At 61.2% G+C, this 22336-nt stretch carries 22 protein-coding genes; 9 read left to right on the top strand and 13 right to left on the bottom strand.

All coding sequences use genetic code 11. The features are described from left to right. Positions 1 to 63: 63 nt before the first annotated feature. On the top strand, positions 64 to 249 hold the full coding sequence (locus EL18_RS02395) for a DUF1059 domain-containing protein (RefSeq protein WP_036479398.1): 186 nt from the start codon (positions 64 to 66) through the stop codon (positions 247 to 249). Positions 250 to 288: 39 nt separating this feature from the next. Here EL18_RS02395 and EL18_RS02390 read toward each other — a convergent pair whose 3' ends face one another. From EL18_RS02390 to EL18_RS02380, 3 genes are read right to left on the bottom strand one after another with little or no spacing between them, the layout of a single operon-like run. Then, positions 289 to 1554: a CCA tRNA nucleotidyltransferase gene (locus EL18_RS02390; protein WP_036479395.1), complete on the bottom strand. Its 1266-nt coding sequence runs from the start codon at positions 1552 to 1554 to the stop codon at positions 289 to 291. Then, complete coding sequence (locus EL18_RS02385; RefSeq protein WP_036479393.1) at positions 1551 to 2183, bottom strand: CoA pyrophosphatase; 633 nt, start codon at positions 2181 to 2183, stop codon at positions 1551 to 1553. The genes EL18_RS02390 and EL18_RS02385 overlap by 4 nt, the downstream gene beginning before the upstream one ends. Then, entirely contained in the window at positions 2180 to 2830 is a 651-nt protein-coding gene (locus EL18_RS02380; RefSeq protein WP_036479390.1) for a DUF1285 domain-containing protein, read from the bottom strand. Before EL18_RS02380 ends, EL18_RS02385 begins: the two co-directional genes overlap by 4 nt. 138 nt (positions 2831 to 2968) lie before the next feature. Here EL18_RS02380 and EL18_RS02375 point away from each other — a divergent pair, with 138 nt between their 5' ends. The 4 genes from EL18_RS02375 to EL18_RS02360 are packed head-to-tail and all read left to right on the top strand — an operon-like array spanning position 2969 to position 9808. Next, positions 2969 to 3982, top strand: coding sequence for an AAA family ATPase (locus EL18_RS02375; protein ID WP_036479388.1), 1014 nt, complete (start codon positions 2969 to 2971; stop codon positions 3980 to 3982). 17 nt (positions 3983 to 3999) lie between these two features. Next, positions 4000 to 4905, top strand: coding sequence for a DUF58 domain-containing protein (locus tag EL18_RS02370; RefSeq protein ID WP_036479385.1), 906 nt, complete (start codon positions 4000 to 4002; stop codon positions 4903 to 4905). Further along, on the top strand, positions 4902 to 7730 hold the full coding sequence (locus tag EL18_RS02365) for a DUF4159 domain-containing protein (protein WP_036479383.1): 2829 nt from the start codon (positions 4902 to 4904) through the stop codon (positions 7728 to 7730). The genes EL18_RS02370 and EL18_RS02365 overlap by 4 nt, the downstream gene beginning before the upstream one ends. Positions 7731 to 7738: 8 nt before the next feature. Further along, positions 7739 to 9808: a membrane protein gene (locus EL18_RS02360; protein WP_036479381.1), complete on the top strand. Its 2070-nt coding sequence runs from the start codon at positions 7739 to 7741 to the stop codon at positions 9806 to 9808. Positions 9809 to 9812: 4 nt separating this feature from the next. Here EL18_RS02360 and EL18_RS02355 read toward each other — a convergent pair whose 3' ends face one another. Beyond that, positions 9813 to 10367: a GNAT family N-acetyltransferase gene (locus EL18_RS02355; protein WP_036479378.1), complete on the bottom strand. Its 555-nt coding sequence runs from the start codon at positions 10365 to 10367 to the stop codon at positions 9813 to 9815. Between the two features lie 283 nt (positions 10368 to 10650). Between EL18_RS02355 and EL18_RS02350 the strand changes: the two genes are divergently transcribed. Continuing rightward, the gene (locus tag EL18_RS02350) at positions 10651 to 11640 is read left to right on the top strand and encodes a glutathione S-transferase family protein (protein ID WP_036479376.1); all 990 of its coding nucleotides are present in this window, start codon (positions 10651 to 10653) and stop codon (positions 11638 to 11640) included. A gap of 1 nt (position 11641) precedes the next feature. Here EL18_RS02350 and EL18_RS02345 read toward each other — a convergent pair whose 3' ends face one another. Next, positions 11642 to 12100, bottom strand: a complete 459-nt coding sequence (locus EL18_RS02345) for an NUDIX domain-containing protein (RefSeq protein ID WP_051913694.1) — start codon at positions 12098 to 12100, stop codon at positions 11642 to 11644. A 70-nt stretch (positions 12101 to 12170) separates the two neighbouring features. Here EL18_RS02345 and EL18_RS02340 point away from each other — a divergent pair, with 70 nt between their 5' ends. Continuing rightward, complete coding sequence (locus EL18_RS02340; protein WP_036479374.1) at positions 12171 to 13085, top strand: metallophosphoesterase family protein; 915 nt, start codon at positions 12171 to 12173, stop codon at positions 13083 to 13085. Here EL18_RS02340 and EL18_RS02335 read toward each other — a convergent pair. The 6 genes from EL18_RS02335 to EL18_RS02310 form a co-directional block, all read right to left on the bottom strand. Further along, positions 13082 to 13366, bottom strand: a complete 285-nt coding sequence (locus EL18_RS02335) for a DUF3955 domain-containing protein (protein WP_081871067.1) — start codon at positions 13364 to 13366, stop codon at positions 13082 to 13084. The genes EL18_RS02340 and EL18_RS02335 overlap by 4 nt on opposite strands. A 39-nt stretch (positions 13367 to 13405) precedes the next feature. Beyond that, positions 13406 to 13669, bottom strand: coding sequence for a hypothetical protein (locus EL18_RS02330; RefSeq protein WP_036479370.1), 264 nt, complete (start codon positions 13667 to 13669; stop codon positions 13406 to 13408). Positions 13670 to 13884: 215 nt separating this feature from the next. Beyond that, complete coding sequence (locus tag EL18_RS02325; RefSeq protein WP_036479368.1) at positions 13885 to 14499, bottom strand: hypothetical protein; 615 nt, start codon at positions 14497 to 14499, stop codon at positions 13885 to 13887. A gap of 120 nt (positions 14500 to 14619) precedes the next feature. Further along, entirely contained in the window at positions 14620 to 15378 is a 759-nt protein-coding gene (locus EL18_RS02320) for an alpha/beta fold hydrolase (protein WP_036479366.1), read from the bottom strand. Then, positions 15375 to 17087 carry a 2-isopropylmalate synthase gene (gene leuA, locus EL18_RS02315; RefSeq protein ID WP_036479364.1) on the bottom strand — a complete coding sequence of 571 codons (1713 nt, stop codon included), beginning with the start codon at positions 17085 to 17087 and terminating at the stop codon, positions 15375 to 15377. Before leuA ends, EL18_RS02320 begins: the two co-directional genes overlap by 4 nt. Before the next feature lie 548 nt (positions 17088 to 17635). Beyond that, positions 17636 to 18184 (bottom strand): winged helix-turn-helix transcriptional regulator, encoded by a 549-nt coding sequence (locus EL18_RS02310; RefSeq protein ID WP_036483788.1) that lies wholly within the window; start codon positions 18182 to 18184, stop codon positions 17636 to 17638. A gap of 272 nt (positions 18185 to 18456) precedes the next feature. Between EL18_RS02310 and EL18_RS02305 the strand changes: the two genes are divergently transcribed. Together EL18_RS02305 and EL18_RS02300 are read left to right on the top strand one after the other, a co-directional pair. Then, entirely contained in the window at positions 18457 to 19668 is a 1212-nt protein-coding gene (locus EL18_RS02305) for a serine hydrolase domain-containing protein (RefSeq protein WP_036483785.1), read from the top strand. Between the two features lie 84 nt (positions 19669 to 19752). Next, positions 19753 to 20166 carry a YciI family protein gene (locus EL18_RS02300; protein WP_036479362.1) on the top strand — a complete coding sequence of 138 codons (414 nt, stop codon included), beginning with the start codon at positions 19753 to 19755 and terminating at the stop codon, positions 20164 to 20166. A gap of 7 nt (positions 20167 to 20173) precedes the next feature. Here EL18_RS02300 and EL18_RS02295 read toward each other — a convergent pair whose 3' ends face one another. Both EL18_RS02295 and EL18_RS02290 read right to left on the bottom strand, forming a co-directional pair. Continuing rightward, the gene (locus EL18_RS02295; protein WP_051913690.1) at positions 20174 to 21268 is read right to left on the bottom strand and encodes an AbrB family transcriptional regulator; all 1095 of its coding nucleotides are present in this window, start codon (positions 21266 to 21268) and stop codon (positions 20174 to 20176) included. Between the two features lie 105 nt (positions 21269 to 21373). Then, a complete protein-coding gene (locus EL18_RS02290) occupies positions 21374 to 22255 on the bottom strand; it encodes a cation diffusion facilitator family transporter (protein ID WP_036479361.1) in 882 nt (293 codons plus the stop codon). Positions 22256 to 22336 lie beyond the last annotated feature (81 nt).

The following is a 22336-nucleotide window of genomic DNA, read 5'->3' as shown; positions in this document are numbered from 1 at the left end:
GCAGCAGATGCGAGCGGCAAATGCTTGAGCATCAAGACGGGCGCGAAACATGGAGGACATGGGATGAAGGAATTCCATTGCGGTTCGCTTGTACCCGGCTGCGACTGGCATACGCGCCATGAAGAGGAAGCCGAAGTCATTCGCCGCGCGACCGAGCATTTACGCCAGGCGCATGGTGAAACGGTCATCCGCGAAAGCATGATCGAAGCAATCCGCTCGCGCATCGCGTCGAAGAAAAACGCGGCCTGAGCTGAAACCAAATTGCGGAAAATCCGGGCTGGCGGTGCTTCAGGTACCGCCGGCCTTTGCTTTGGCGCTTTCCAGGAGAGCGCTGCGGTCGAGCGAGAAATCGCTGTCCACCCACCGCTCTTCAAGCTGCCGCAGAACCTCCCCGACCTGCCGTCCAGGCTCCATGCCGAGGGACAGAAGATCTTCGCCCTTCAGGGGAAAGACAGGACGCTGATAGGTTTCTGCCATCTCGATCTGACGCTGCAATCCTGCGCTCTCCTTCAGGACCTCCGCATCCTGCATGGCGCGTTGGCGCGTGGCCACGAGGGCAAGACGCAGGCGCATCAGCATGGCCTCCTGCGGATGGTTGTAAAGCTGCTGGCGCAAATCCTTGTCGCTCGTTTCGTGACTTGGCTGCGGCGCTTCGGCCCACGCGCTCAGCGTAGCCGTTTCCGCGCGTGACAGGCGCAGGCGTTTGGCCAGTTCCTCGATCCTTGGCGGATAGGGTGGGAGGATGGCGGCGAAGCGCAAGAGCGGCTGCGGCTCCCAACCGAGCGCCTTTTCCGTCTCCACCAGCGGCACCATGCTGTCGATGCCCCATTTCTCCGTCTCGGGAACTATGGCCGTAAGAACACCGGTCTGACGCATCCAGAGAATTGCCCGGTGAGGATCGGGCGCGGACAGGAGCTTCTTCAACTCCGACCAGACCCGTTCCACCGAGAGACTGCCCAGGCCATCCTTCAGCCGCGCGCAGGCTTTCAACCCTTGAGCATCCGGGCGCCCTGCCCCATACCAGGCAAAGAAACGGAAAAAGCGCAGGATGCGCAAGTAATCCTCGCGTATCCGCTCCTCCGCCTCACCGATAAAGCGCAGATTGCGGTCTTCCAGATCCTTCAGCCCGCCGACGAGATCGTAAACCTTGCCCTCGGCATCCGCATAAAGCGCGTTGATGGTAAAGTCGCGCCGGTTCGCATCCTGCTGCCAATCGCGGCCAAAGGCGACGACCGCGTGGCGACCATTGGTCTCGACATCCGCCCTCAAGGTGGTGACTTCGAACGGCTTTCCATCCGCAACGACCGTGATCGTGCCGTGCTCGTAGCCGGTGGGTATGGCCTTGAAGCCGGCAGCCTCCGCACGCCTTATCGTTTCGTCGGGCGTTGTCGTTGTGGCGATGTCGATATCGGTGACGTCCTGCCCCAGAAGTGTATTTCGCACGGCACCGCCTGCGATGCGTGCTTCCTCTTCGCCTTCATTGAGCGCGCCAAGAAGAACCTGCAGCCGCTTGTCGGAAAGCCAGGCGGCGTCAGCGATTGTCGTATTCGTCATCGGGCATAAAGCCTTTCGTAAAGCGTGCGAAGAATGCCGGCGGTAACGCCCCAGATGAAGCGTTCGCCATAGGGCATGGTGTAATAGAACCGCTCCCGGCTCTGCCAGATGCGGCTTTCGCGGCGGTGGTTCCGAGGTTCCATCAGGAAGGAAAGCGGCACCTCGAATGCCGCATCGACCTCATCCGGATTGAGAACCAGTTTCAAGCCTGGCTCCACCACGCCCAGTACCGGGCGAATGCGATAACCGCTGCCGGTCACGTAATCTGGCATGCGCCCTACAATCTCCACGCGGGAAGGTTCAAGGCCGATTTCCTCCTCAGCCTCACGAAGGGCGGCATGTTCGGGCGAGGCATCTTCCGGATCGATGCGCCCACCGGGGAAGGCGATCTGACCGGAATGGGCGCGCAACTTCTGCGTGCGCTGGGTGAGGATGACGCTTGCCTCGGCTCCGTGATCGACCACAGGCACGAGAACAGCGGCATCATGCAGGCGGTCGCGCAGGATCATCGGCTTGAGGTCCGGATTGAGGCGATGATCGCCATAATCGTCAGGATGCCAGTCGGGATCCTGGGCGCTCGCGCGGCGGCGGAACTCCATGGCGGAATAGCGATCGTCGAGCATGCTCATTCGCCATCCGCTGCGGCCAGCGCCTCCAGTTTCTCGACCGGCATGATTGGAAAGACCGAACCCTTCGAACGCACGGCAAACATGGCCACGCCGTCCATCTCGATCGTCTCGCCCAGATCAACAAGCTGATAGAGAAGCGCGCGCGACAGAAGCGCCTCAAGCCGTCCACGTACCAGAAGATAGGGCTTCACCCCGCCGGTGGCCGGCTCATCCTCGAAACGCAGTGGATGGTCTTCTCCCGCCTCGACCACGTCGCCAACATTGGTGCGGAAGGTGAGTATCTGCGTGTCGCCCTGGCCGGTAACCGTCATCTCCACGGCAATGAAATGCGCGTCTTCGACGATGATGCCGACTTTTTCCACCGGGGTGACGAGATATGTCCTGCCATCCTCATCCTTGCGCAGAACTGAGGAGAAAAGCTGAACAAGCGCGGGCCGCCCGATGGGTGTGCCCATATAAAACCAGTTGCCGTCAGCCGCGATGCGCATGTCCAGATCGCCGCAAAACTCCGGGTTCCACTTCTCAACCGGTGCAGCACCCTTGCCAGCACGCGCTGCCCGCGAGATCATGGCTTCCAACGCACCCGCGTCACCCGCGGCGCGAAGGCTGTCACTGCTGCTCTTGTTGTCGTCGCTTTGCCTGTGCATGGTCACGAAATAGTCACTGTTCTTAGGATTGTCAGCCTTATGGAGTGATTTAAGCTCCGGCAGTGTGGCACGCTGCGAATCCGGCGTTTGTGACTATTGCATGCAACGCGCCATCGGTCGAAGGGAAGGGACAGCCATATGAGCATAATCGCCCGCGAGGATGCAGCAGCCGAACAGGACCCGAAGCGGATGGTCGCCGAGGCCGAAAAGGCGCTGGAAGACATCGCCCGCGCCCGCGACGGTGTGGGCCGCATCATTTTCGGCCAGGAAGCGGTGGTCGAGCGCACGCTGGTGGCCCTGCTCGCAGGCGGTCATGCGCTGCTGGTCGGCGTGCCGGGCCTTGCCAAGACGAAGCTGGTCGAGACGCTGGGCGTGGTGCTGGGCCTGGATTCCCGCCGCATCCAGTTCACCCCCGACCTGATGCCGTCCGACATTCTGGGCTCGGAAGTGATGGAGCAGGATGACAATGGCAAGCGTGGTTTCCGCTTCCTGCCCGGCCCCATCTTCAGCCAGCTTCTTATGGCCGACGAGATTAACCGCGCAAGCCCGCGCACCCAGTCGGCGCTGTTGCAGTCCATGCAGGAATATCACGTAACGGTCGCGGGCCACCGCCATGACCTGCCAAAGCCTTTCCACGTGCTTGCCACCCAGAACCCGCTGGAGCAGGAGGGCACCTATCCCCTGCCCGAAGCACAGTTGGACCGCTTTCTGATGCAGGTGGACATTCTCTATCCCGAGCTCGAAGCCGAACGCCGCATTCTTCTGGAGACGACCGGCACCGAAGATGCGAAGGCTGAGAACGTGCTCACGCCCGAACGCCTGATGGAGATACAGGCCCTCGTGCGCCGCATGCCGGTGCCGGAAAGCGTGGTCGAGGCCATTCTCGCCCTTGTACGTTCCGCGCGCCCCGGTCTGGGCCACCCGGAAACGGACCGTCATGTTGCATGGGGACCCGGCCCGCGCGCGAGCCAGGCGCTGACGCTGTGTGCCCGCGCACGCGCGCTCTATGACGGACGCCTAGCCCCTTCCGTTGACGATGTGCGCGCACTGGCCGAGCCGGTCCTGCAGCACCGCATGGCACTGACATTCGCCGCTCGCGCCGAAGGCATGAGCGTGCGTGACGTGATCGCCCGGCTTGCCCAGGCGATCTGAACCTTGAAAGGCATTTGATGGCGCCCATCGGCCAGATTGCAGAACCGGTAGAAACAAGGGATGCGCTTGCGCGTGCACGCCAACGCGCCTCGCTGGTGCCGGATCTTCTGGTCGATGCCAGGCGGGTCGCAAACAATGTCATCGCAGGCTGGCACGGCCGCCGCCGCCGCGGCATTGGCGAGAATTTCTGGCAGTTCCGCCCCTATACCGAAGGTGAAGCCGTCTCCCGCATCGACTGGCGGCGCTCCGCCCGCGACGAGCATCTTTATGTGCGCGACCGCGAATGGGAGGCAGCGCATACGGTGTGGCTTTGGGCCGACCGGTCGCCCTCCATGCGGTTTCAGTCGAAAGCGGCGACCGTTTCGAAAGAGAGCCGCGCGCTGGTTCTGGCATTATCACTTGCCGAATTGCTCTCACGCAGCGGCGAGCGCATCGCCTGGCCCGGCCTGACGGACCCTTTCTCGGCTCGCAACGGGGCCGAGCGCCTCGCGCATCATCTCGTTCATGCATCTGAGGAAGACGAATTTCCCGATCTGGGAACCGTCAAACGCTTCTCCGACGTCGTGCTTGTCAGCGATTTTCTCGACACGCCCGAAGAAACCATGCGCCGGCTCGATGTGCTGGCACGTACGGGCGCGCGCGCTCATCTGATCGAGGTAGCTGACCCGGCGGAAGAGACATTCCCCTATTCCGGCCGCACCGAGTTCCGTGATCCCGAGACCGGCGCGAAACTGACTGCAGGACGTGCGGAGACGCTGGCCGAAGACTACCGCAACCTCTACACCGCGCGCCGCGACACGCTCTCGCGCTGGTGCAAGAAGATCGGCTGGAGCTACACGGTCAATCATACGGACCGCCTTGCCTCCGAGGCATTGGTCTCGGTTCACACCGCGCTGTCGGTCGATGCGGGCTTCGGCGCATGAACATCCTTGGCCTCACATTTTCGACGCCGATGGTCCTGTGGGGCCTGATCGCGCTGCCGGCCATATGGTGGCTGTTGCGCCTCACCCCGCCGCGACCGCAGAGCGAGACTTTTCCGCCACTGCGCATCCTGGCAACTGTATTGAAGCGGGAAGAGACGCCGCACAAGAGCCCGTGGTGGCTCACATTGCTGCGCCTGGCGCTGGCGGCATTGCTGATCCTTGCGCTGGCCGGCCCAGTCTTCAATCCGCGCGAAAAGATCGCCGTGTCGGGAAACGCGCTGGCCATCGTGCTCGACAATGGCTGGGCCTCCGCTGCCGATTGGGAGCGCCGCGTCTCCACGGCCGAACGGCTGATTTCCGATGCGGCAGACAATGATTTGCCTGTCTATCTGCTGCTGACCGCCGAACTGCCCTCCCAGGATATCGGACCGTTCAATGCGGCAACTGCGCGCGAGCGTCTGAATGCCGCCGAAGCACGTCCTGTACCCGTTGACCGCCTGTCCGGCTTTGCCCGTCTGGCAGAAGCCTTGAATGACGCTCCCGGTGCATCGCTGGCCATGCTCGCCGACGGTCTGGCCACGGGGGATGACGAGAGCGCGTTTGATGAACTGCTTGCTGCACCTGTCGCTGATCTCCTTTGGATCGAACCGCAACGCATGAATGCGGTGGCGATGCATGCAGCCAACAACCAGCCAGACAGCTTCCGGGTGGAACTGGTGCGCTCTTCCGATGACAGCGCGCCGAGGCAGGTCACCGCCTATGCAAGCGACGAGAAAGGCCGGCGCATCGCGGAGACCGCGATCACCTTCGGTCCCGGCGAAGAAACGGCATCCGGTGAGATGCGCCTGCCCTTCGAATTGCGCAACGATTTTGCAACACTCGCGATCGAGGGCGAAAACCACGCCGGCGCGCTGCGCGTGCTCGATGAAAACGCAAGGCGCCGCAGGATCGGGCTTCTCTCGCAGAACGAAGGCGATCGCGCACAACCGCTCCTTTCACCGCTCTATTACATCCGTCGCGCGCTGGCACCCTATGCCGATCTGCTCGAGCCATCCGCGCCGGAGCTGACCAAGGCCATCCCCGAGCTTATCGAGCAGAAGCCTGCAGCCATCATCATGGCCGATGTCGGCACCCTGCCCGACAGTGCGCGTGACGCACTGGTGGAATGGGTGAATGCCGGTGGAACGCTGGTGCGCTTTGCCGGTCCGCGGCTGGCTGCAGCGGAAAATGACGAGACGCTGCTGCCGGTTGCGCTTCGCGTCGGCGAGCGCTCGCTTGGCGGTGCACTCTCCTGGTCCGAACCCCAGCCGGTTTCCGAATATCCCGCATCCGGCCCCTTCTCCGACCTCACCCCGCCGCGCGATGTCGTGGTGCGCAGGCAGGTTCTGGCCCAGCCCTCCCCCGATATCGTCGAGCGCACATGGGCCAATCTCGCCGACGGCACCCCGCTCGTCACGGGTGCCGAACGTGGCGATGGACGCGTCGTGCTCTTCCATGTCACGCCTGAAGCAACCTGGTCGAACCTGCCGATCTCGGGAAGCTTCGTGGAGATGTTGCGCCGTATCGTGCAATTTTCCCGCAATCAGGGAGCCGCTACCCGTGAGGGGGAAGACAGCGGCCAGAGGCTTGCACCTTACCGCATGATTTCTGCCGGCGGCTCACTCGTCCCGCCCGGCCCCCAAGCAGAACCACTGCCAGCCTCCGGAAGTCCAACGGTCAATCTGCAGCACCCGCCCGGGCTCTATGGCGGCGAGGAAGGCGTCTTGGCCCACAATCTGCTAGAAGCCGATGACGCACTCGTGCCGCTCGCTCGACCCGAAAGCCCCGTTCCTGTCACGGCCATGGACTATGCCGAGGACAGCTCCGTCGAGCTGAAAGGCCCGTTGCTGCTGGCCGCGATCATCCTGCTGGCGCTGGACACCCTGGCTGTTCTCTGGATGGGGGGACGGCTCAAATCCCGCCGCCTTGCCCCACGCAACACCGGCGCCGCAATCTCGCTTCTGGCGGTCGTGACGCTGGCCGCGGGGCTTGTGGCTGCAGACCATTCCCTTGCCCAGGATGCAGCACCTGATGACGCGGCTGCGATAGAGGCCGTCTCCAAGACACGCATCGCCTATGTGAAGACGGGTGTCGCAGCCACGGATGCTGTCAGTCGCGCGGGCATCGCTGGTCTGAACCGGTTTCTGTTGGACAAGACCGCTCTGGAGCCGGGTGAACCGGCAGCGGTTGATATTGCCGAAGACGAACTGTCCTTCTACCCCCTGATCTATTGGCCCATCGAGGCCGATGCCCCCATGCCTTCCGAAGAAGCCATCGCCCGCATCGATGCGTATATGCAGGAAGGCGGGACGGTGCTGTTCGATACGCGCGACCAGTATTCGAACGATTTCAGCGGCCAGGGCTCGGTAAGCCCTCCGACCCAGCGCCTGCGCGACATCCTCTCCTCGCTCAATGTCCCGCCGCTTGAGCCGGTGCCCGAGGACCACGTGCTGTCGAAGTCCTTCTACATCCTGAACGAGTTTCCCGGCCGCTACCGCGGAAGCCCGCTTTGGGTTGAGGCTGCAGCCGGCGCGAGCGAACGCAGCGACCGCCCCGTGCGGACCGGAGACGGGGTTTCCCCCATCATGATCACCGGCAACGACCTCGCTGGCGCATGGGCGATAGACGAAACTGGAGCCGCACTCCTGCCTACCGTGCCTTCCGACCCGATGCAGCGCACCTATGCGCTCAGGACCGGCGTCAACATCATGATGTATATGCTCACCGGCAACTACAAGGCCGATCAGGTTCACGTGCCGGTTCTGCTTGAACGGCTCGGGCAATAGGTGGCGCGATGAACCTTTCCATCAGCTTCGAGCCGCTTTTCTCCTTCACCACGCTGGCCATCGTGCTGGTGCCTTTCCTTCTGATCGCGGGCGCGGGCCTCGTGCTTGGGCAACGCGGCGCATTGCTGCGCATGGCAGCTCTGGGAGCATTGGCGCTGGCGCTATTCAATCCGGTCCTGCTTGACGAAGAGCGCGAGCCCTTGTCGAGCGTCGTTGCCGTTGTTCTGGACCAAAGCCAAAGCCAGGAGATCGGCGAGCGTTCGCAGACCGCGCGTGCAGCACTTGAAGGCCTGAAAGAGCGCCTTTCCCGCTTCGGCCAGTTCGAGCTGCGCGTGGCAGAGACCACCAGCGACAATGCACAGGAACGAACGCAGACGCGCGCCTTCGAAGCGCTTGAAGGTCTGTTGCGCGACGTGCCGCCTTCGCGGGTTGCCGGCTCCATCATGATCACCGATGGCCAGGTGCATGACGTGCCCGAGAACGCTAACGGGTTGTCGGGTCCGCTGCACGCCCTCATCACCGGTGAGGAGGACGAGAAGGACCGCCGCATCCGGTTTGAACGCGCGCCACGCTTTGGCATTGTCGACAAGCCGCTGGAGATGACCTACCGCGTGCTTTCCAGCGGTGATGAGACCGGCCCGGTGGAGGTCGAGATCTTCGTGAATGGAGAGCTGGTGGCGATCGAACAGGCCAGTATCGGCCAGGAAATGCCGCTGGAAGTCACCATCCCACGCGCCGGACGCAACATTGTCCAGCTTTCCATTGCGCCGGAACCCGATGAACTCACCGATGCGAACAACCGCGCTGTCGCGCTGGTTGACGGCATCCGTGAAAATTTGCGCGTGCTTCTCGTTTCCGGCGAGCCGCATTCGGGCGAGCGCACCTGGCGCAATCTGCTGAAGTCGGACGCTTCCGTCGATCTCGTGCATTTCACGATCCTGCGCCCACCGGAAAAGCAGGACGGCACACCCATAAACGAACTCTCGCTGATCGCCTTCCCCACCCGCGAACTCTTCGTGGAAAAGATCGAGGATTTCGATCTCATCATCTTCGACCGCTACCAGCACCGCGACGTGCTGCCGATCCTCTATTACGACTATATCGCGGAATATGTGGAAAATGGCGGCGCGCTGCTGATTGCGGCAGGTCCTGAATTTTCGGGCGAGGAATCCGTTGCGCGCACACCGCTGATCGGAGCCTTGCCTGCCTTGCCGAGCGGCGAGGTCATCGAGGAAGGCTTCTTCCCGCGGCTCAGCGAAACGGGACAGCGCCACCCTGTCACGCGCGGGCTGGAAGGGTCCGCCAGCGAACCGCCGCGGTGGAGCCGGTGGTTCCGCATCATTGGCGTCGATGATGTGGACGGGCAATCCGTCATGGAAGGTCCGGACGAGCGCCCACTGCTTGTTCTCAACCGTCGCGGCGAAGGGCGCGTCGGCATGTTCCTCTCCGACCAGGGTTGGCTCTGGGCGCGAGGCTTCGAAGGCGGCGGCCCCCATGTCGCGCTCTACAGGCGCATAGCCCACTGGCTGATGAAGGAACCGGAACTTGAGGAAGAGCGCCTGACGGCTGACGGGCGCGGCATGGTTCTGGAGGTTCGTCGCCAGACAATGGAGGATGAAGCCCCCACTGCCGTCATCACCACACCCGGCGGCGAGACGCGTGAATTGAGCTTGAACGAAAGCGAACCGGGATTGTTCGAGGGGCAGATGGAGACCGATGAGATCGGCCTCTACGAGATACAGAATGGCGACTTGAGCGCGCTCGCTCATGTCGGTCCGGTCAATGCGCCCGAATTTGCCGATACGGTTTCAACCGAAGAGGTTCTTCGCCCCGTTGCTGAAGCCAGCGGTGGAAGCGTGCGTCGCATCGAAGGCGGGCTTTCGGGTCTCTCGCTGCCGAATATCGTGCCCGTGCGCAACTCTATCTCGAATGCGTCAGGTCGCGACTGGCTGGGCCTGAAGACGACAAATGACAGCGTGCTCAAATCCGTGCGTCGCGTACCACTGTTCGCCGGTTTCTTCGGCCTCGCCCTGCTTCTGATGGCGTTGGGCAGCACATGGTGGCGCGAGGGGCGGTAGCGCCCTATCCGCGCGCTGCTCTCTTCTGCTGAAGCATGGCGCCGTCACGCTTGCGAACCAGACTTGCGTGAAGGACATCACCCTGCAGCCGCGCAAGCGCGCCCTTCACCAGTTCCGCCGCCAGAAGCCGGCGCGCATCGACTGGGCGCGGCATGCGGATCTGACCCTGCGGCACGATCTCGAAGCCAAGGGGGCCGTAATAGGGCTGGTCGCCGACCAGAAGCACCACACCCGCACCCGCTTCGCGCGCGGTCTCCAAAGCGATTGCCACAAGCTTGCGCCCGATGCCCATATTCTTGAAGGCCGGTCTCACGGCAAGTGGCCCGAGCAACAGCGCCTCCCCCTCGCCTGCCGCGATCGGTGTCAGGCGGACCGAGGCGATCACCTGACCGTCGACGACTGCGACATGGGAAAGCGCGCGATCATGTCCGCCACCTTCGCGGATCTTGTAGGCGGCCTTGGCAAAACGGCCCGGACCGAAAGCTTCTTCATTGATGAGTTCGATCTCTGCGTCATGCGCCGGCGCTTCAGGCAGATATGCGATGTCGAGATGTGACATGGGAGGTGGTCTTTCGGTGGAGGAAACAGGAGTTGCGACCGGCCATGCGCCAGCCTGCGCCTGCCGGCGCCTTTACACCTGTCGTCGTCGCTCCACCCGCAGGAAGACCATGGTCGGAACCATCCCTGAAAAATTCGGTGAAATCCGCTAGCACCAAAAGAAGAAGCAGTCCACTTGAAAATACAGGCCGCTCGCTGCGGCTGAACGATGCGTTCACAGAAGGATTGCTTGGCTTATACCGGCCAGTGACTAGGTTTATGAGAAATGGACAAGGAGAATTCCGATGGGCCTGCTCGTAGACGGCAAGTGGCAAGACAAGTGGTATGATACCTCCAAGACCGGGGGGCGCTTCCAGCGGTCCAAGTCGCAATTCCGCGATTTCGTGACACCGGACGGCGCACCGGCAGAAGGGCGCGAGCGTGGTTTCAAGGCAGAAGCCGGTCGCTATCACCTTTACGTCTCGCTGGCCTGCCCCTGGGCGCACCGCACGCTGATCTTCCGCAAGCTGAAGAAGCTGGAAGACGTGATCTCGGTCTCGGTTGTCCATCACTTCATGGGCAAAAACGGCTGGACGTTCCTTGAAGAAGATGGTGCGACAGGTGATGACCTCTACGGTCTCGACTATCTACACCAGATCTACACGAAGGCGGACCCGAACTATTCGGGCCGCGTGACGGTACCGGTGCTCTGGGACAAGAAGACCGAGACGATCGTCTCCAACGAGTCTGCTGAAATCATCCGCATGCTCAACACCGCCTTTGATGAATTCGGCGACGCGTCGCTCGACTTCTACCCGCAAGAGCTGCGCGAAGAGATCGACGACATAAATGCGCTCGTCTATGACAACATCAACAACGGCGTCTACAAGGCCGGCTTCGCGACCACCCAGGAAGCCTATGAGGAAGCGTTCGACGCGCTCTTCGACGCGCTGGACCAGGTGGAAGACCGTCTGTCACGCCAGCGCTATCTCGCAGGTGACAAGCTGACCGAAGCCGACTGGCGGCTGTTCACGACACTGGTGCGTTTTGATGCAGTCTATGTCGGGCACTTCAAATGCAATCTGCGGCGGATCGCCGACTATCCGAACCTGTCGAACTATCTGCGCGAGCTGTACCAGATCGAAGGCGTGGCAGAGACTGTGAACATGCACCATATCAAGGCGCATTATTACGGCAGCCACGGCACGATCAATCCGACCGGCGTCATCCCCAAGGGGCCTGAACTGCATCTGGATGCCCCGCATGATCGCGACCGGCTGAAACGGGCGGCCTGAACTACCAGTAGGGCGAAATCTCCGCGCCGCTGAAAGCTTCCGCGAGACGGCGCCTTGTTGCCTCGCTTAACGCATCCGGAAGATCATCGAGCCCAAAGAAACGCGCCTCGGCGATTTCGCTGTCGCCGGGGTGCGTTCCGTCAACCGTGAAATTCTCGATCAGATAGACTGCGACATGGTCGCGCCTGCTTGCCTGCCTGTTGAGATGGACCGAGCACAGGTTTGGCTTGCCGGTGAGCGTCACACGTCCCTCCTCCGCAAGCTCCCGCGTCAATGCCTCTTCCATGGGCTCACCAACCTCGACCCCGCCACCGGGCAGATGCCAGCCCGAGACATAAGTATGGCGCACCAGGAGCACCGCGTTTCTCCCGCGGTCATGAACGATCCCGCGCACGCCCAGCGTCATGGGGCGCGCAAGCAGGAACCAGAGGTGAAACAGGCGGATCTTGAGCTTCTGCATGTGGCTCCGGATAACATGTGTTTGTGCTACGGGCTGGAAAGCAGCATCCCAGTGCACTACACCCAATGCAATGTTCAAGCTTGCTCATTTTTCCGACATTCATCTGGGCCCACTGCCCGACGTCACCTTCCGCCAACTCGCCTCCAAGCGGGTTACCGGCTATATCAACTGGCGACGCAACCGCCGGCTGAACCTTGATCACGGCATTATCGACCGCATCACCGATGACATGCTGGCGCAGGATCCCGACCATGTGGCCCTGACCGGTGATCTGGTGAACCTTGCGCTCGACAAGGAGATCGAGGCGGCGAAGCTGTGGCTGGAAGGTCTGTCATCGCCCGAAAACGTTACGGTCGTGCCCGGCAATCATGATGCCTATGTGCCCGGCGCCCTCGACAAGGCCGTGAAGGCCTGGGGCCCTTATATGGCAGGTGACGGCAAGAAGCCGCCGAAGGATCGGCACACGTTCCCCTTTGTGCGTGAACGCGGGACTGTTGCCCTTGTGGGCGTATCCTCCGCACGCGCAACCGCGCCTTTCCTTGCGAGCGGATATTTCACCAAGAAGCAGGCCAAGGCCACCCGGCGTCTTCTGGAGGAAGCTGGCGAGAAGGGGCTGTTCCGCGTGGTCATGATCCACCACCCGCCCATCCGCGGGGCAACAGGCGCTCACAAACGCCTATATGGCATCCGACGGTTCCAGAAGATGATCCGCAAGGTGGGCGCGGAACTCGTGCTGCACGGCCACACACATCTGCCGACCGTGCACCATATCGAAGGACCGGACAGCACAAGCGTGCCGGTTGTCGGCGTGGCTGCCGCAGGCCAAGCCCATGGCGGCTCCAAGCCCCCTGCTCACTACAATCTCTTCGAGATCGAAGGTGAAGCGGGTAACTGGAGCATCCGGCATAGCCGCCGCGGCGCACGCGAAGGCACGCTCGAGCCGACTTTGCTTTCCAGCGAAGAGCTTTACCTCCAGCGCCCTTAGTGGTGCGAGCCGCGCACATATCTGACGAGCCGGGTCGCGACCGCCAGGAACGCCCAAAAGACCGCAGCAATGAAGGAGAGAACGGTCAACTCCATCAGCAGAATGGGCTCGCGCAGAACATTGTCACTGTCAATTTCGCTGCCTATCAGCATAACCGCGATGAGAAACACAATGCCGAGCACAAGAAAGAAGATGGCGTTGAAGATAAGAATTTTCATGGCAAAGTGCGCTTCTAACCAATTTTGATGCAGAACAGAATTGGAACCGCTCCCGCGACGCATGTGGCGGGTTCCTGTTCCAGCGATATCTCTTTTTTGGGATCAGGTTGACGTTGGGAGATCTGCGCGCGTTTTTCTCGCATATTCGGCCTGCAGAAGGATTTTCAACTGCAGACAGATGAGTGCAAGCGCCGTCAGCGCACCCAGAGCAAACATGTTCAATCCACCGGCAAACAGGAATGCGGTGAGTCGATCGTTTATGCTGCCGTCAGGCCTTATCGTGATGAGATCGAAATAGGTGCTGCAAAAGACAAGGATGGTGCCGCAGAACATGAATAGTGCTGCGGTGATGCTCAAAGCTTTCATAATTGGCAACTCTCGAAATGAACTTCATGAAAATACTACCCTTGCGGGTATAAACAATATGCTTCCCAGGCCGTTAAAAAAGCCTGACCAGCTTTGGCTCACCCCTTGATAAACAGAATAGCGTACTCGTGGAGTTGGAATAAAATGCAATTTTAAGCGACTACTTCGGTTCAAAAGAGCCAATCAAAAAAACTACCTGTGGGTGTATGACCCAACTAAAACAAGGACAGCCCCGGCACCTGCTCTGAAAGCACGTAACCCATCACGACCGCACCGGTCACGGCGCCAAGCAGCACCAACAGGAAACCGGTCAGAAGACCCCGCCTGCGGCTTTTCCTTGCACGCAGGCGTCGCGCAGCCATCTGCTCTTCCGTCTCACCGTCGCTCAGATGCCGCGGCAGGTCTTCCACATCGCCTTCGATCATGCGTTCACGTTCCACCATGCGTTCGGCAATATAGCGCGTGACCTTGTCCGCAACCTCGCCGGCATGGGTCGATTCGGCCAGAACGACACGTCCCATACGCGTATCGCGCAAGAAGCGATAGGTTCGCCGGTCGCGCCCCATTGTCACATGAGCCACTGCATCGATCCAAAGACGCGGATTTTCGCCATTGGATATGGAAAAATCGAACAGCGGCACATCATCGGGCACTTCCGCAAATACCGGCTGCAACTCCTGTGCGAGCAGTTCAAGCCGGGTGCGACTTGCCTCGCGCATGTCGACGACCACGTCCTCGCGATCGGCAGCAGCATTCTTCATGTCGCGGATGGCATCCGACAGGCGGCGCACATTATCATGCGGACCGATATTCTGCTCGGCTTCACTCATTACAACTCTCCAGCCAAAGGCATTGGTTAACCCATTGTTAACATGCCTAAACGTGGAAAGCACCTTGCTTTGTTCCGGATTCGTCCACTCCGGAACCTGATTGAAGCGAGACGTAACCTCTCAACCCATGCTGTAGCGCAGGATGCGCGCCATTTCGGCCGGAGCCTCATGCGGAAGCATGTGGCCGAGCGTGCGATAGCGATGCACGGCAAAATGCGGGGGCACGTTGTCGAGATGGCGGACGGGCAGGACCGTATCGAGATCACCCCAGACAACGCGCACCGGCAGGTCAAGGCTGGATAGTTTGTGCGGCGGCAGTCGCCCTTGCTTGCCGTCCTTCGAGAGAACAGACGCGATCTCACGCAGCTTTTCCGCCTGACCCGGCTTCTGGCGCAAAGCGCTGGCAGCCTTCACCAACTGATCAGGCAGTTCTGCCTCGAAGCCTGACATGAGGCGCAGACAGCGCCCCAGCGCGGCTTCATCATCGGCAGCGGCAAACTCTGCCAGAAGTGCGGAATTGATTTCCTCCCCGAAGCCACCCGGTGCCAACAGAGTGAGCGAGGCGACGCTTTCGGGCTTCGTCAACGCCATGAGAACGGCCACTGCGCCCCCGAAGGAGTGGCCCGCGACGTGCACGCGACTGATGCCGCGCGCTTGCAGATCATCGAGTACGGCGCGGGCCGCCGTCGCGGCCGGTCCGGCATCCGGATAGTCAAGCGAGCCGCCATGACCCGGCAGGTCATAGGAAAGGCACCGGACGAACTCGCCCAGCGCCTGCTGCACCTCGCGCCAGTCCAGATGGCTGCCGCCAAACCCATGAAGGAGAACGAGGGGGATGGCCCCCTCGCCGCTGTCTTCGACGAAGAGGCCTGTCGTCACGAAAGGATCCTGTTTGCTGCCGAAACCACAGCCTCCAGCGAGGCCGTCACGATATTGTGGTTGATTCCAACCCCGAACAGTTTGCCCGCGGGATGCTCGACTTCCATGTAGCAGACTGCTGCCGCATTCGAGCCCTGCTGCAACGAGTGCTCGGAATAGTTCAGCACGGTCATGTCAATGCCGATATGCTTGGAAAGCGCATCGATGAAGCCATCGACTGGGCCCGTACCCGAGCCGGTGATCGTCTTTTCCACTCCGCCATCCGTGATGGTCGCTTCCACCACACGGCGTCCCTTGGCGGAATCATCGGGGAAGGTCTGGTGATCGACAAATTTCAGCCGCGCACCGGGCTGCTCGACATAGAGCTCCTGGAAGCGTTCGTGGATGCGCGAGGCGGGCAGTTCCTTGCCTTCGCGGTCGGTGATGTCCTGGATGTCCTCGCGGAATTCCACCTGCAGATTGCGCGGCAGGTTCAGGCCGTAATCGGCCTGCAGCACATAGGCGATGCCGCCCTTGCCCGACTGGGAATTGATGCGGATGATCGCTTCATAGGAGCGACCCACATCCTGCGGGTCGATCGGCAGATAGGGCACTTCCCAAAGCGGCTTGTTGGCTGCCCTGATCGCCTTCATGCCCTTATTGATCGCGTCCTGATGCGAGCCGGAGAATGCCGTGTAGACCAGTTCGCCGACATAAGGGTGGCGCTCAGGGATGACGAGCTGGTTGCAGTATTCGTAGACATCCTTCATGCGATTGATGTCACGGCAGTCCAGCATTGGATCGACGCCCTGCGTATACATGTTGAGCGCCAGCGTCACGAGATCGACATTGCCGGTGCGCTCGCCATTTCCAAACAAGGTGCCTTCGACACGGTCCGCACCCGCCATCAAGCCGAGCTCAGTGGCGGCGATGCCGGTTCCACGGTCATTGTGCGGATGCAGCGAGACGATCAGGTTCTCGCGATTGTCGAGATTGCGGCACATCCACTCGATCTGGTCGGCATGGATGTTGGGCGTCGACATCTCCACCGTGGAGGGCAGGTTGATGATCAGCTTGTTGTCAGGCGTCGGCTGCACGATCTCGATGACCGCGTTGCAGATCTCGAGCGCCACTTCCAGCTCGGTTCCGGTGAAACTTTCCGGCGAATATTCAAAGCGATAGCCACCGCCCGCCTTGGCGGCCATGTCGGTGATCATCTTGGCCGCATCGGTCGCGATCTGCTTGATGCCGGCGACATCCTTGCCGAAGACCACGCGACGCTGCAATTCGCTCGTGGAATTGTAGAAGTGGACGATCGGGCGCTTTGCACCTTCCAGCGCCTCGAAGGTGCGCGTGATCAGTTCGGGCCGGCACTGCACCAGGACCTGGAGCGATACGTCATCCGGCACGCCCCCCTGCTCGATGCACCAGCGGGCGAAATCGAAATCCGTCTGCGAGGCGGAGGGAAAACCGATCTCTATTTCCTTGAAGCCCATGTCGAGCAGCAACTGGAACATGCGCGCCTTGCGCTCCTGCCCCATCGGATCGATCAGCGCCTGGTTGCCGTCACGGAGATCGACCGAACACCAGATCGGTGCTTTTTCGATGCGCTTGGATGGCCAGGTTCGGTCAGGAATGTCGACTTGCGGATAGGCTTGATATTTCACGGCAGCATCGCCCATGCCCTTCGGTCCGGCATTGGCGATCTGGCTGTTGATCTTGGCGTCCATTTTCTACTCCCGGCGGGCCGCTATTTGGTTCAATGCGAGCTGCCGCCTGTCAAGGCTTGCATACGGATTTTGAGGCAGAAGGAGCTGTACCAGGCGCGGCGATGTCGATCGCCAGGCGCCCCTTCAGCGGACCCGGCGATCGCCGATAAGGCCGAGTAGAAGGAGGCTGGAGTTGAACGCACGCGCCGTCGCGCCGAAAAAGGCGACGGGGCTGGACAGTTTCTTGCGTTCTTTCCTGGACATGGCCAGCTTGATAGCCGAGCGGGATTGAACGTGCAAGCGCGAATGACACGCCCGCGACATGCAACCAATCGAACAACTAATACCCGAACCGCGAAACAAATGAGCGCGAGCAACAACCGCACCGCCCCCCTTGAGCGCTGATTTGGGAGGGCGAAGCGACTGTCACGCCTGGGGCTGGGAACCGCCCTTCAGGAGTCTAGAGCGCGTTCCAAAGGAGATACCGAGCAGCCGACCAACCTCAGGCAATGGCTCTGCAGGATCATGATTCTGCGTGGGAGCATTCGCCGGCAAGCCATTGACGCGATTCACGAAGCGCTGGACACCGGCGCTTCCGGATCGGATTTGGCGGCAACCACTCGCTCATAGGCGACCTGAAGCTGTTCGCGCACTGAAGGCCCCTTCCGATCCGGCATCTCTTTACCAAGATGCTCGCCGCGGAGATCCTCCATGAAAGCCTCCCAGAGCTCCGGCCCACCTTCGGAAAGTATCGTCGCTCGGATGGAAAGCTCTTCCGTCACCGGCAGCCAGCGGCTGCCCCAATCTCCGACCATCGCGAAGACGGGGACGAGCTGAATGCCCATCTCGGTCAGGCTGTAGATTGCCTTCTGCTTGTGGCTTGCATCTCCTTCGCGCGTAATAACGCCTTCAGCGGCAAGCCGGCGCAGCCTGTCGGACAGAATGTTGGAAGCAATGCCCTCCTGCGAATTCGTCAGCAGCTCGCGAAAGTGACGGCGGTTGCCGAACATCATGTCTCGCAGCACGATCAGGCTCCATTTGTCGCCGAGCACCTCCAGCGTGAGATTGATCGGGCAGCCTGAGCGGCGGTTTAAGCCGCCCTTCGCAGTTTGGTTCACAAGCACCTCCAGAAACAGCTTGCAAAATAGGATAACTAATATCAAGATGCAACCAGTTGCATACTGCAATCTGTTCTTTCAACCGCGAATGTCTGGTCACCGGAGGACGAGATGTTGAGCCGTCAGAGAAACAGCCTCAGTTTCCTTCAAGGAGGCTCGCCATGCCCCCTTCCATGATCATGCACAGGCGCCGCCTTCTCATCGGCTCTGCGGCGCTCCTCGCAACCATCCCCTCCAGCCGAATCCTAGCAGCAAGTTCAGCAGGAGCAGAGATGCGACAACCCGGCCTTGATGAAGACGTGCTTCGCCACCTAGCGGCGGCGATGGACCGCCATGTGGAAGCCCGGCTGATGTCGGGCGCAGTCTGGGCGATCGAACAGGACGGAGAGTTGCATGTCGCAACGGCAGGCACGTTCGAGATGGGCGAGGGTCGCCCCATGGCACGCGACACCATCTTCCGCGTCGCCTCCATCACCAAGCCGGTCACGGCCTTGCTGGCCATGATGCTGGTGGAGGAAGGAAGGCTCTCGCTGGACGGGCCCGTCAAGGACCTTCTCCCGGAACTCGCCGAGCCGCGTGTCCTGCGCAGCATTGACGGGGAGCTCGACGACACGCAGCCGGCCCACCGTCCGATAACGCTGCGCCATTTGCTCACCATGACCTTCGGTCTTGGCGCCATCATGGAATTTCCGCCGCGCTATCCGATCCAATTGGCCATGCAGGAAGCGGGCATTGCACCGAACTGGGTTCTGCCCAGATTGACGGCAGACGAGTATATGACCCGCCTCGGCGAGCTGCCGCTGGCTGCCCATCCCGGCGAACGCTTTTTATACAATAACGGCCTGGATGTCGCTGGTATCCTCATCGAGCGAGCGGAGGGGCGCTCCCTAGGCGAGGTGATGCGAGAGCGCATTTTCGAGCCGCTCGGCATGGTCGACACCGGCTTCTGGGTGCCCCGCGAAAAGCTGGACCGCCTGCCACCGCAATATGGTCCCGATTTCGCCGCCGGAACCGGCGAAACGGTAAAATACGGCCCCGAACGCGGGATAAATTTTGCCGCCCCGCCACCGCTGGAATCCGGCGCAGGTGGGCTTGTCACCACGATTGACGACTATCTCGCCTTCCAGCGCCTGATGCTGAATGGCGGCGTGCATGAGGGAAAGCGGCTGATCAGCGAGGCCTCACTGGCGGAAATGACACGGGATCAGCTTCAGCCGCAGCATCGCAATGACCCGCATGCGGCCTTCTTCATGGAAGATGGCGGCGCGAGCTGGGGGCTGGGCGTGAGCGTCACGCTTGACCGCGTGCATCCATGGATGACACCTGGACGCTACGGCTGGAATGGCGGATACGGTACAACCGCCTATGTCGATCCGGAAAAGCGGCTGATCGGCGCCTTCTTCAGCCAGCAGATCATGTCTTCGCCGAGCGCCCCGGAAGCGCATCGCGACTTCTGGTCCCATGCCTATCGTGCCGTGCCGTGACCTTTTCTGCGGCTTCCGTGTCGGATCGCGTGTAGGCTGCACGTCCTTTGGTTTTCGAAGCGAGCTGACACGAAAGGAACGGACATGCGCTTCATGATGTTGATGATACCCGCCGGATACGAGAAGGCAGGCCCCGAAATCGATCTCGACCCCAAGGCGGTCGAGGCCATGATGGCCTATAACAAGGAACTGGAAGAGGCTGGCATCCTGCGCGAACTCAATGGCCTCCATCCGCCTTCCACCGGCGCACGCGTCTCCTTTGCCAGCGGCTCCCCCGTTGTCACTGACGGACCCTTTGCCGAGGCCAAGGAAGTGATCGGCGGCTACTGGATCATCGAAGTGAACTCGCGTGAAGAGGCCATCGAATGGGCCAAACGCTGCCCCGGCTCCCCCAACGAGACCATCGAGGTCCGCCGCATCCAGGAGATGGATGACTACTCGCCTGAAGTTCAGGATGTGGTGGAAAAGGCCGGCGGGCTGGAGATGGGCAGGAACTGAGCGCTGCTCAGGCTTTCACCGTCCCCGCCACCATGCGACTGATGGCGGGGCCGAGCAGCAGCACGAACAGGAAGCGTGCAAGCTGCACTGCCATGATCAGGGAGATGTTCACGTCAGGCGAGGCTGCGGCAATCACCGCCACCGTATCCATGCCTCCGGGGCTGGTGGCGAGATAGGCGGTGAGCGGATCAATGCCCCACTCCCAGTGAAGGAACCAGGCAACGCCGCCGCAAAATGCCATGAGCGCCAGGATCGAGAGGACAATCTGCGGCAGAGCCTTCAACGCCACAAGCAGGAGCGCCCGATCGAATTCGAGGCCGATCCTCCAGCCAATGACCGTAAAGCAGATGCCAAGAAGCCATGGCGGGAGATCGACGGGCAGGCCGAAACCCAGATGCGCGACGGCACCGGCGAGAAAAGCGCCGAGGAAATAGGGCGCAGGCAGGCGAACCAACCGCCCGAAGGCGGCACCGGCAAGCCCTATGGTCACGGCTATCAGAAGCGGCAGCCCGTCAAAAGCCGGGAAATAGCTGGTTGCCGCCACCTCTTCGCCTGAAAAGTCCACCCAGATGCGCGCGATAAGCGCTGCGCCGACGCTGACAAAGATCACCCGCAGATATTGCATGAAGGCGACGAGCCGCTGATCGGCGCCAAATGCACCGGCCATCAGCACCATGGCGGTTGCAGCACCGGGTGCCGACCCCCAAATCGCTGTCGAGCCGGGCAGCACTTTCAGGCGGCTGACCAGCCAGCCAAGAAAGCTGCTGGCGCTGACGGTGGCAATGACGGCAAGGGCGAGAATCGGCCAGATATCGAAGAAGGACAGCAGGACCGACATTTCAAGGGAGCCCCCGATCAGCAGTCCAACCATGCTCTGCGCGGCGCCGAATGCGGTTTTTGGAAAGCGGATTGACCCGCCCCACCCGCCAAGCGCGATTGCTCCGAGCATCGGCCCCACAAGGAGGGCAGCCGGCAGGCGCCACAGGATCATGGCACCGGCGATGATTGAAGACAGAAGAATGAGCGCTGACCACTGAAGGAGCCGGGACCGGTTGGCGAAAAAGCCATTCGACGCAGCTATCGTCTCGCTGTCCTCGCTCATGCAATCTCCAATTCTTCTGGCAATGAGGAATAACCTCTCGGTTGCGCAGAGGCAAAAGGCCTGTTGCACCCCAACCATGCGGCCAGCATCTCGCGACCCGTGAGATCAGCCGTGCTTGGCCTTGTATTCCGGCTCGACATGGATGGTAACCTTCGCGTCCGACATGTCGCGTCGAAAGGCCTCCTCGATCCGGTCACAGATGCGATGGGCCGCCTCTACACTCATGTCCGAAGGCACCACGAGATGAAATTCGATGAAGCGCGCCCTGCCCGCCTCACGCGTCTTCAGGTCGTGAAATTCGATCGCACCCTTGCAATTTGCGGCAACCAGCTTCTCGATCTCCACCAGGTCCTGAGGATCAACCGAAGTATCCATCAGGCCCTGAACGGACGCGGAAACCATCTTCCAGCCGTGATAGAGAATGTTGAGAGCGACCACGATCGCCATGAGCGGATCAAGCCACAGCCAGCCCGTGGCAAGCGCCAGGATGAGGCCGACTATGACGCCGGCCGAAGTTACCACGTCGGTCCACAAATGCCGCCCATCCGCGATGAGTGCGGGAGAGCGTGCCTCGCGTCCCACCTTGATGAGCACATAGGCCCAGATCGCGTTGCCAATGCCGGCGATGCCATTGATCACGAGGCCCAGAACCGGCATGGCATGAAGTTCCGATGCCTGAAAGGCGAGAGCTGCTTCACGCATGATGAGCAGTGCCGCAACGACGATCAGCACGCCCTCAAGGACGGCAGAGAGATATTCGGCCTTGTGATGCCCATAGGGATGGTTGTCGTCGGCTGGCGTGTAGGAAAGCCGGATCGCATACCAGGCCGCGACCGATGCCACGACATTGACGATGGATTCCATTGCGTCCGAGAACAGCGCGACCGAGCCGGTCAACCACCAGGCGAGCGCCTTCAGCGCGAAAATCGCCACGCCGATAACAATGGTCCAGACAGTCAGGCGGCGTACTCTTCCACTACCGGGCATCGGGCTTCATTTCTCCTCGACTGCTCCCGCAAGGGAAGGCTGAACAGCATTCTGCCTGCAAGTACAACGACATGCAGGCAG

Source organism: Nitratireductor basaltis (genome assembly GCF_000733725.1).
Taxonomy (GTDB): Bacteria; Pseudomonadota; Alphaproteobacteria; order Rhizobiales; family Rhizobiaceae; genus Chelativorans; species Chelativorans basaltis.
The sequence above is the reverse complement of the archived record's forward strand: the minus strand, read 5'-3'. Positions and strand labels throughout refer to the sequence as shown.

What these genes read in the sequence shown, in the direction of transcription:
- EL18_RS02290 (WP_036479361.1), bottom strand. Translation starts at nt 22,255, where the DNA reads ATGCCCGGTAGTGGAAGAGTACGCCGCCTGACTGTCTGGACCATTGTT.
- EL18_RS02390 (WP_036479395.1), bottom strand. Translation starts at nt 1,554, where the DNA reads ATGACGAATACGACAATCGCTGACGCCGCCTGGCTTTCCGACAAGCGG.
- EL18_RS02350 (WP_036479376.1), top strand. Translation starts at nt 10,651, where the DNA reads ATGGGCCTGCTCGTAGACGGCAAGTGGCAAGACAAGTGGTATGATACC.
- EL18_RS02355 (WP_036479378.1), bottom strand. Translation starts at nt 10,367, where the DNA reads ATGTCACATCTCGACATCGCATATCTGCCTGAAGCGCCGGCGCATGAC.
- EL18_RS02340 (WP_036479374.1), top strand. Translation starts at nt 12,171, where the DNA reads ATGTTCAAGCTTGCTCATTTTTCCGACATTCATCTGGGCCCACTGCCC.
- EL18_RS02345 (WP_051913694.1), bottom strand. Translation starts at nt 12,100, where the DNA reads ATGCAGAAGCTCAAGATCCGCCTGTTTCACCTCTGGTTCCTGCTTGCG.
- EL18_RS02330 (WP_036479370.1), bottom strand. Translation starts at nt 13,669, where the DNA reads ATGAAAGCTTTGAGCATCACCGCAGCACTATTCATGTTCTGCGGCACC.
- EL18_RS02370 (WP_036479385.1), top strand. Translation starts at nt 4,000, where the DNA reads ATGGCGCCCATCGGCCAGATTGCAGAACCGGTAGAAACAAGGGATGCG.
- EL18_RS02395 (WP_036479398.1), top strand. Translation starts at nt 64, where the DNA reads ATGAAGGAATTCCATTGCGGTTCGCTTGTACCCGGCTGCGACTGGCAT.
- leuA (WP_036479364.1), bottom strand. Translation starts at nt 17,087, where the DNA reads ATGGACGCCAAGATCAACAGCCAGATCGCCAATGCCGGACCGAAGGGC.
- EL18_RS02325 (WP_036479368.1), bottom strand. Translation starts at nt 14,499, where the DNA reads ATGAGTGAAGCCGAGCAGAATATCGGTCCGCATGATAATGTGCGCCGC.
- EL18_RS02360 (WP_036479381.1), top strand. Translation starts at nt 7,739, where the DNA reads ATGAACCTTTCCATCAGCTTCGAGCCGCTTTTCTCCTTCACCACGCTG.
- EL18_RS02380 (WP_036479390.1), bottom strand. Translation starts at nt 2,830, where the DNA reads ATGCACAGGCAAAGCGACGACAACAAGAGCAGCAGTGACAGCCTTCGC.
- EL18_RS02295 (WP_051913690.1), bottom strand. Translation starts at nt 21,268, where the DNA reads ATGAGCGAGGACAGCGAGACGATAGCTGCGTCGAATGGCTTTTTCGCC.
- EL18_RS02300 (WP_036479362.1), top strand. Translation starts at nt 19,753, where the DNA reads ATGCGCTTCATGATGTTGATGATACCCGCCGGATACGAGAAGGCAGGC.
- EL18_RS02375 (WP_036479388.1), top strand. Translation starts at nt 2,969, where the DNA reads ATGAGCATAATCGCCCGCGAGGATGCAGCAGCCGAACAGGACCCGAAG.
- EL18_RS02305 (WP_036483785.1), top strand. Translation starts at nt 18,457, where the DNA reads ATGCGACAACCCGGCCTTGATGAAGACGTGCTTCGCCACCTAGCGGCG.
- EL18_RS02335 (WP_081871067.1), bottom strand. Translation starts at nt 13,366, where the DNA reads ATGCGTCGCGGGAGCGGTTCCAATTCTGTTCTGCATCAAAATTGGTTA.
- EL18_RS02365 (WP_036479383.1), top strand. Translation starts at nt 4,902, where the DNA reads ATGAACATCCTTGGCCTCACATTTTCGACGCCGATGGTCCTGTGGGGC.
- EL18_RS02385 (WP_036479393.1), bottom strand. Translation starts at nt 2,183, where the DNA reads ATGAGCATGCTCGACGATCGCTATTCCGCCATGGAGTTCCGCCGCCGC.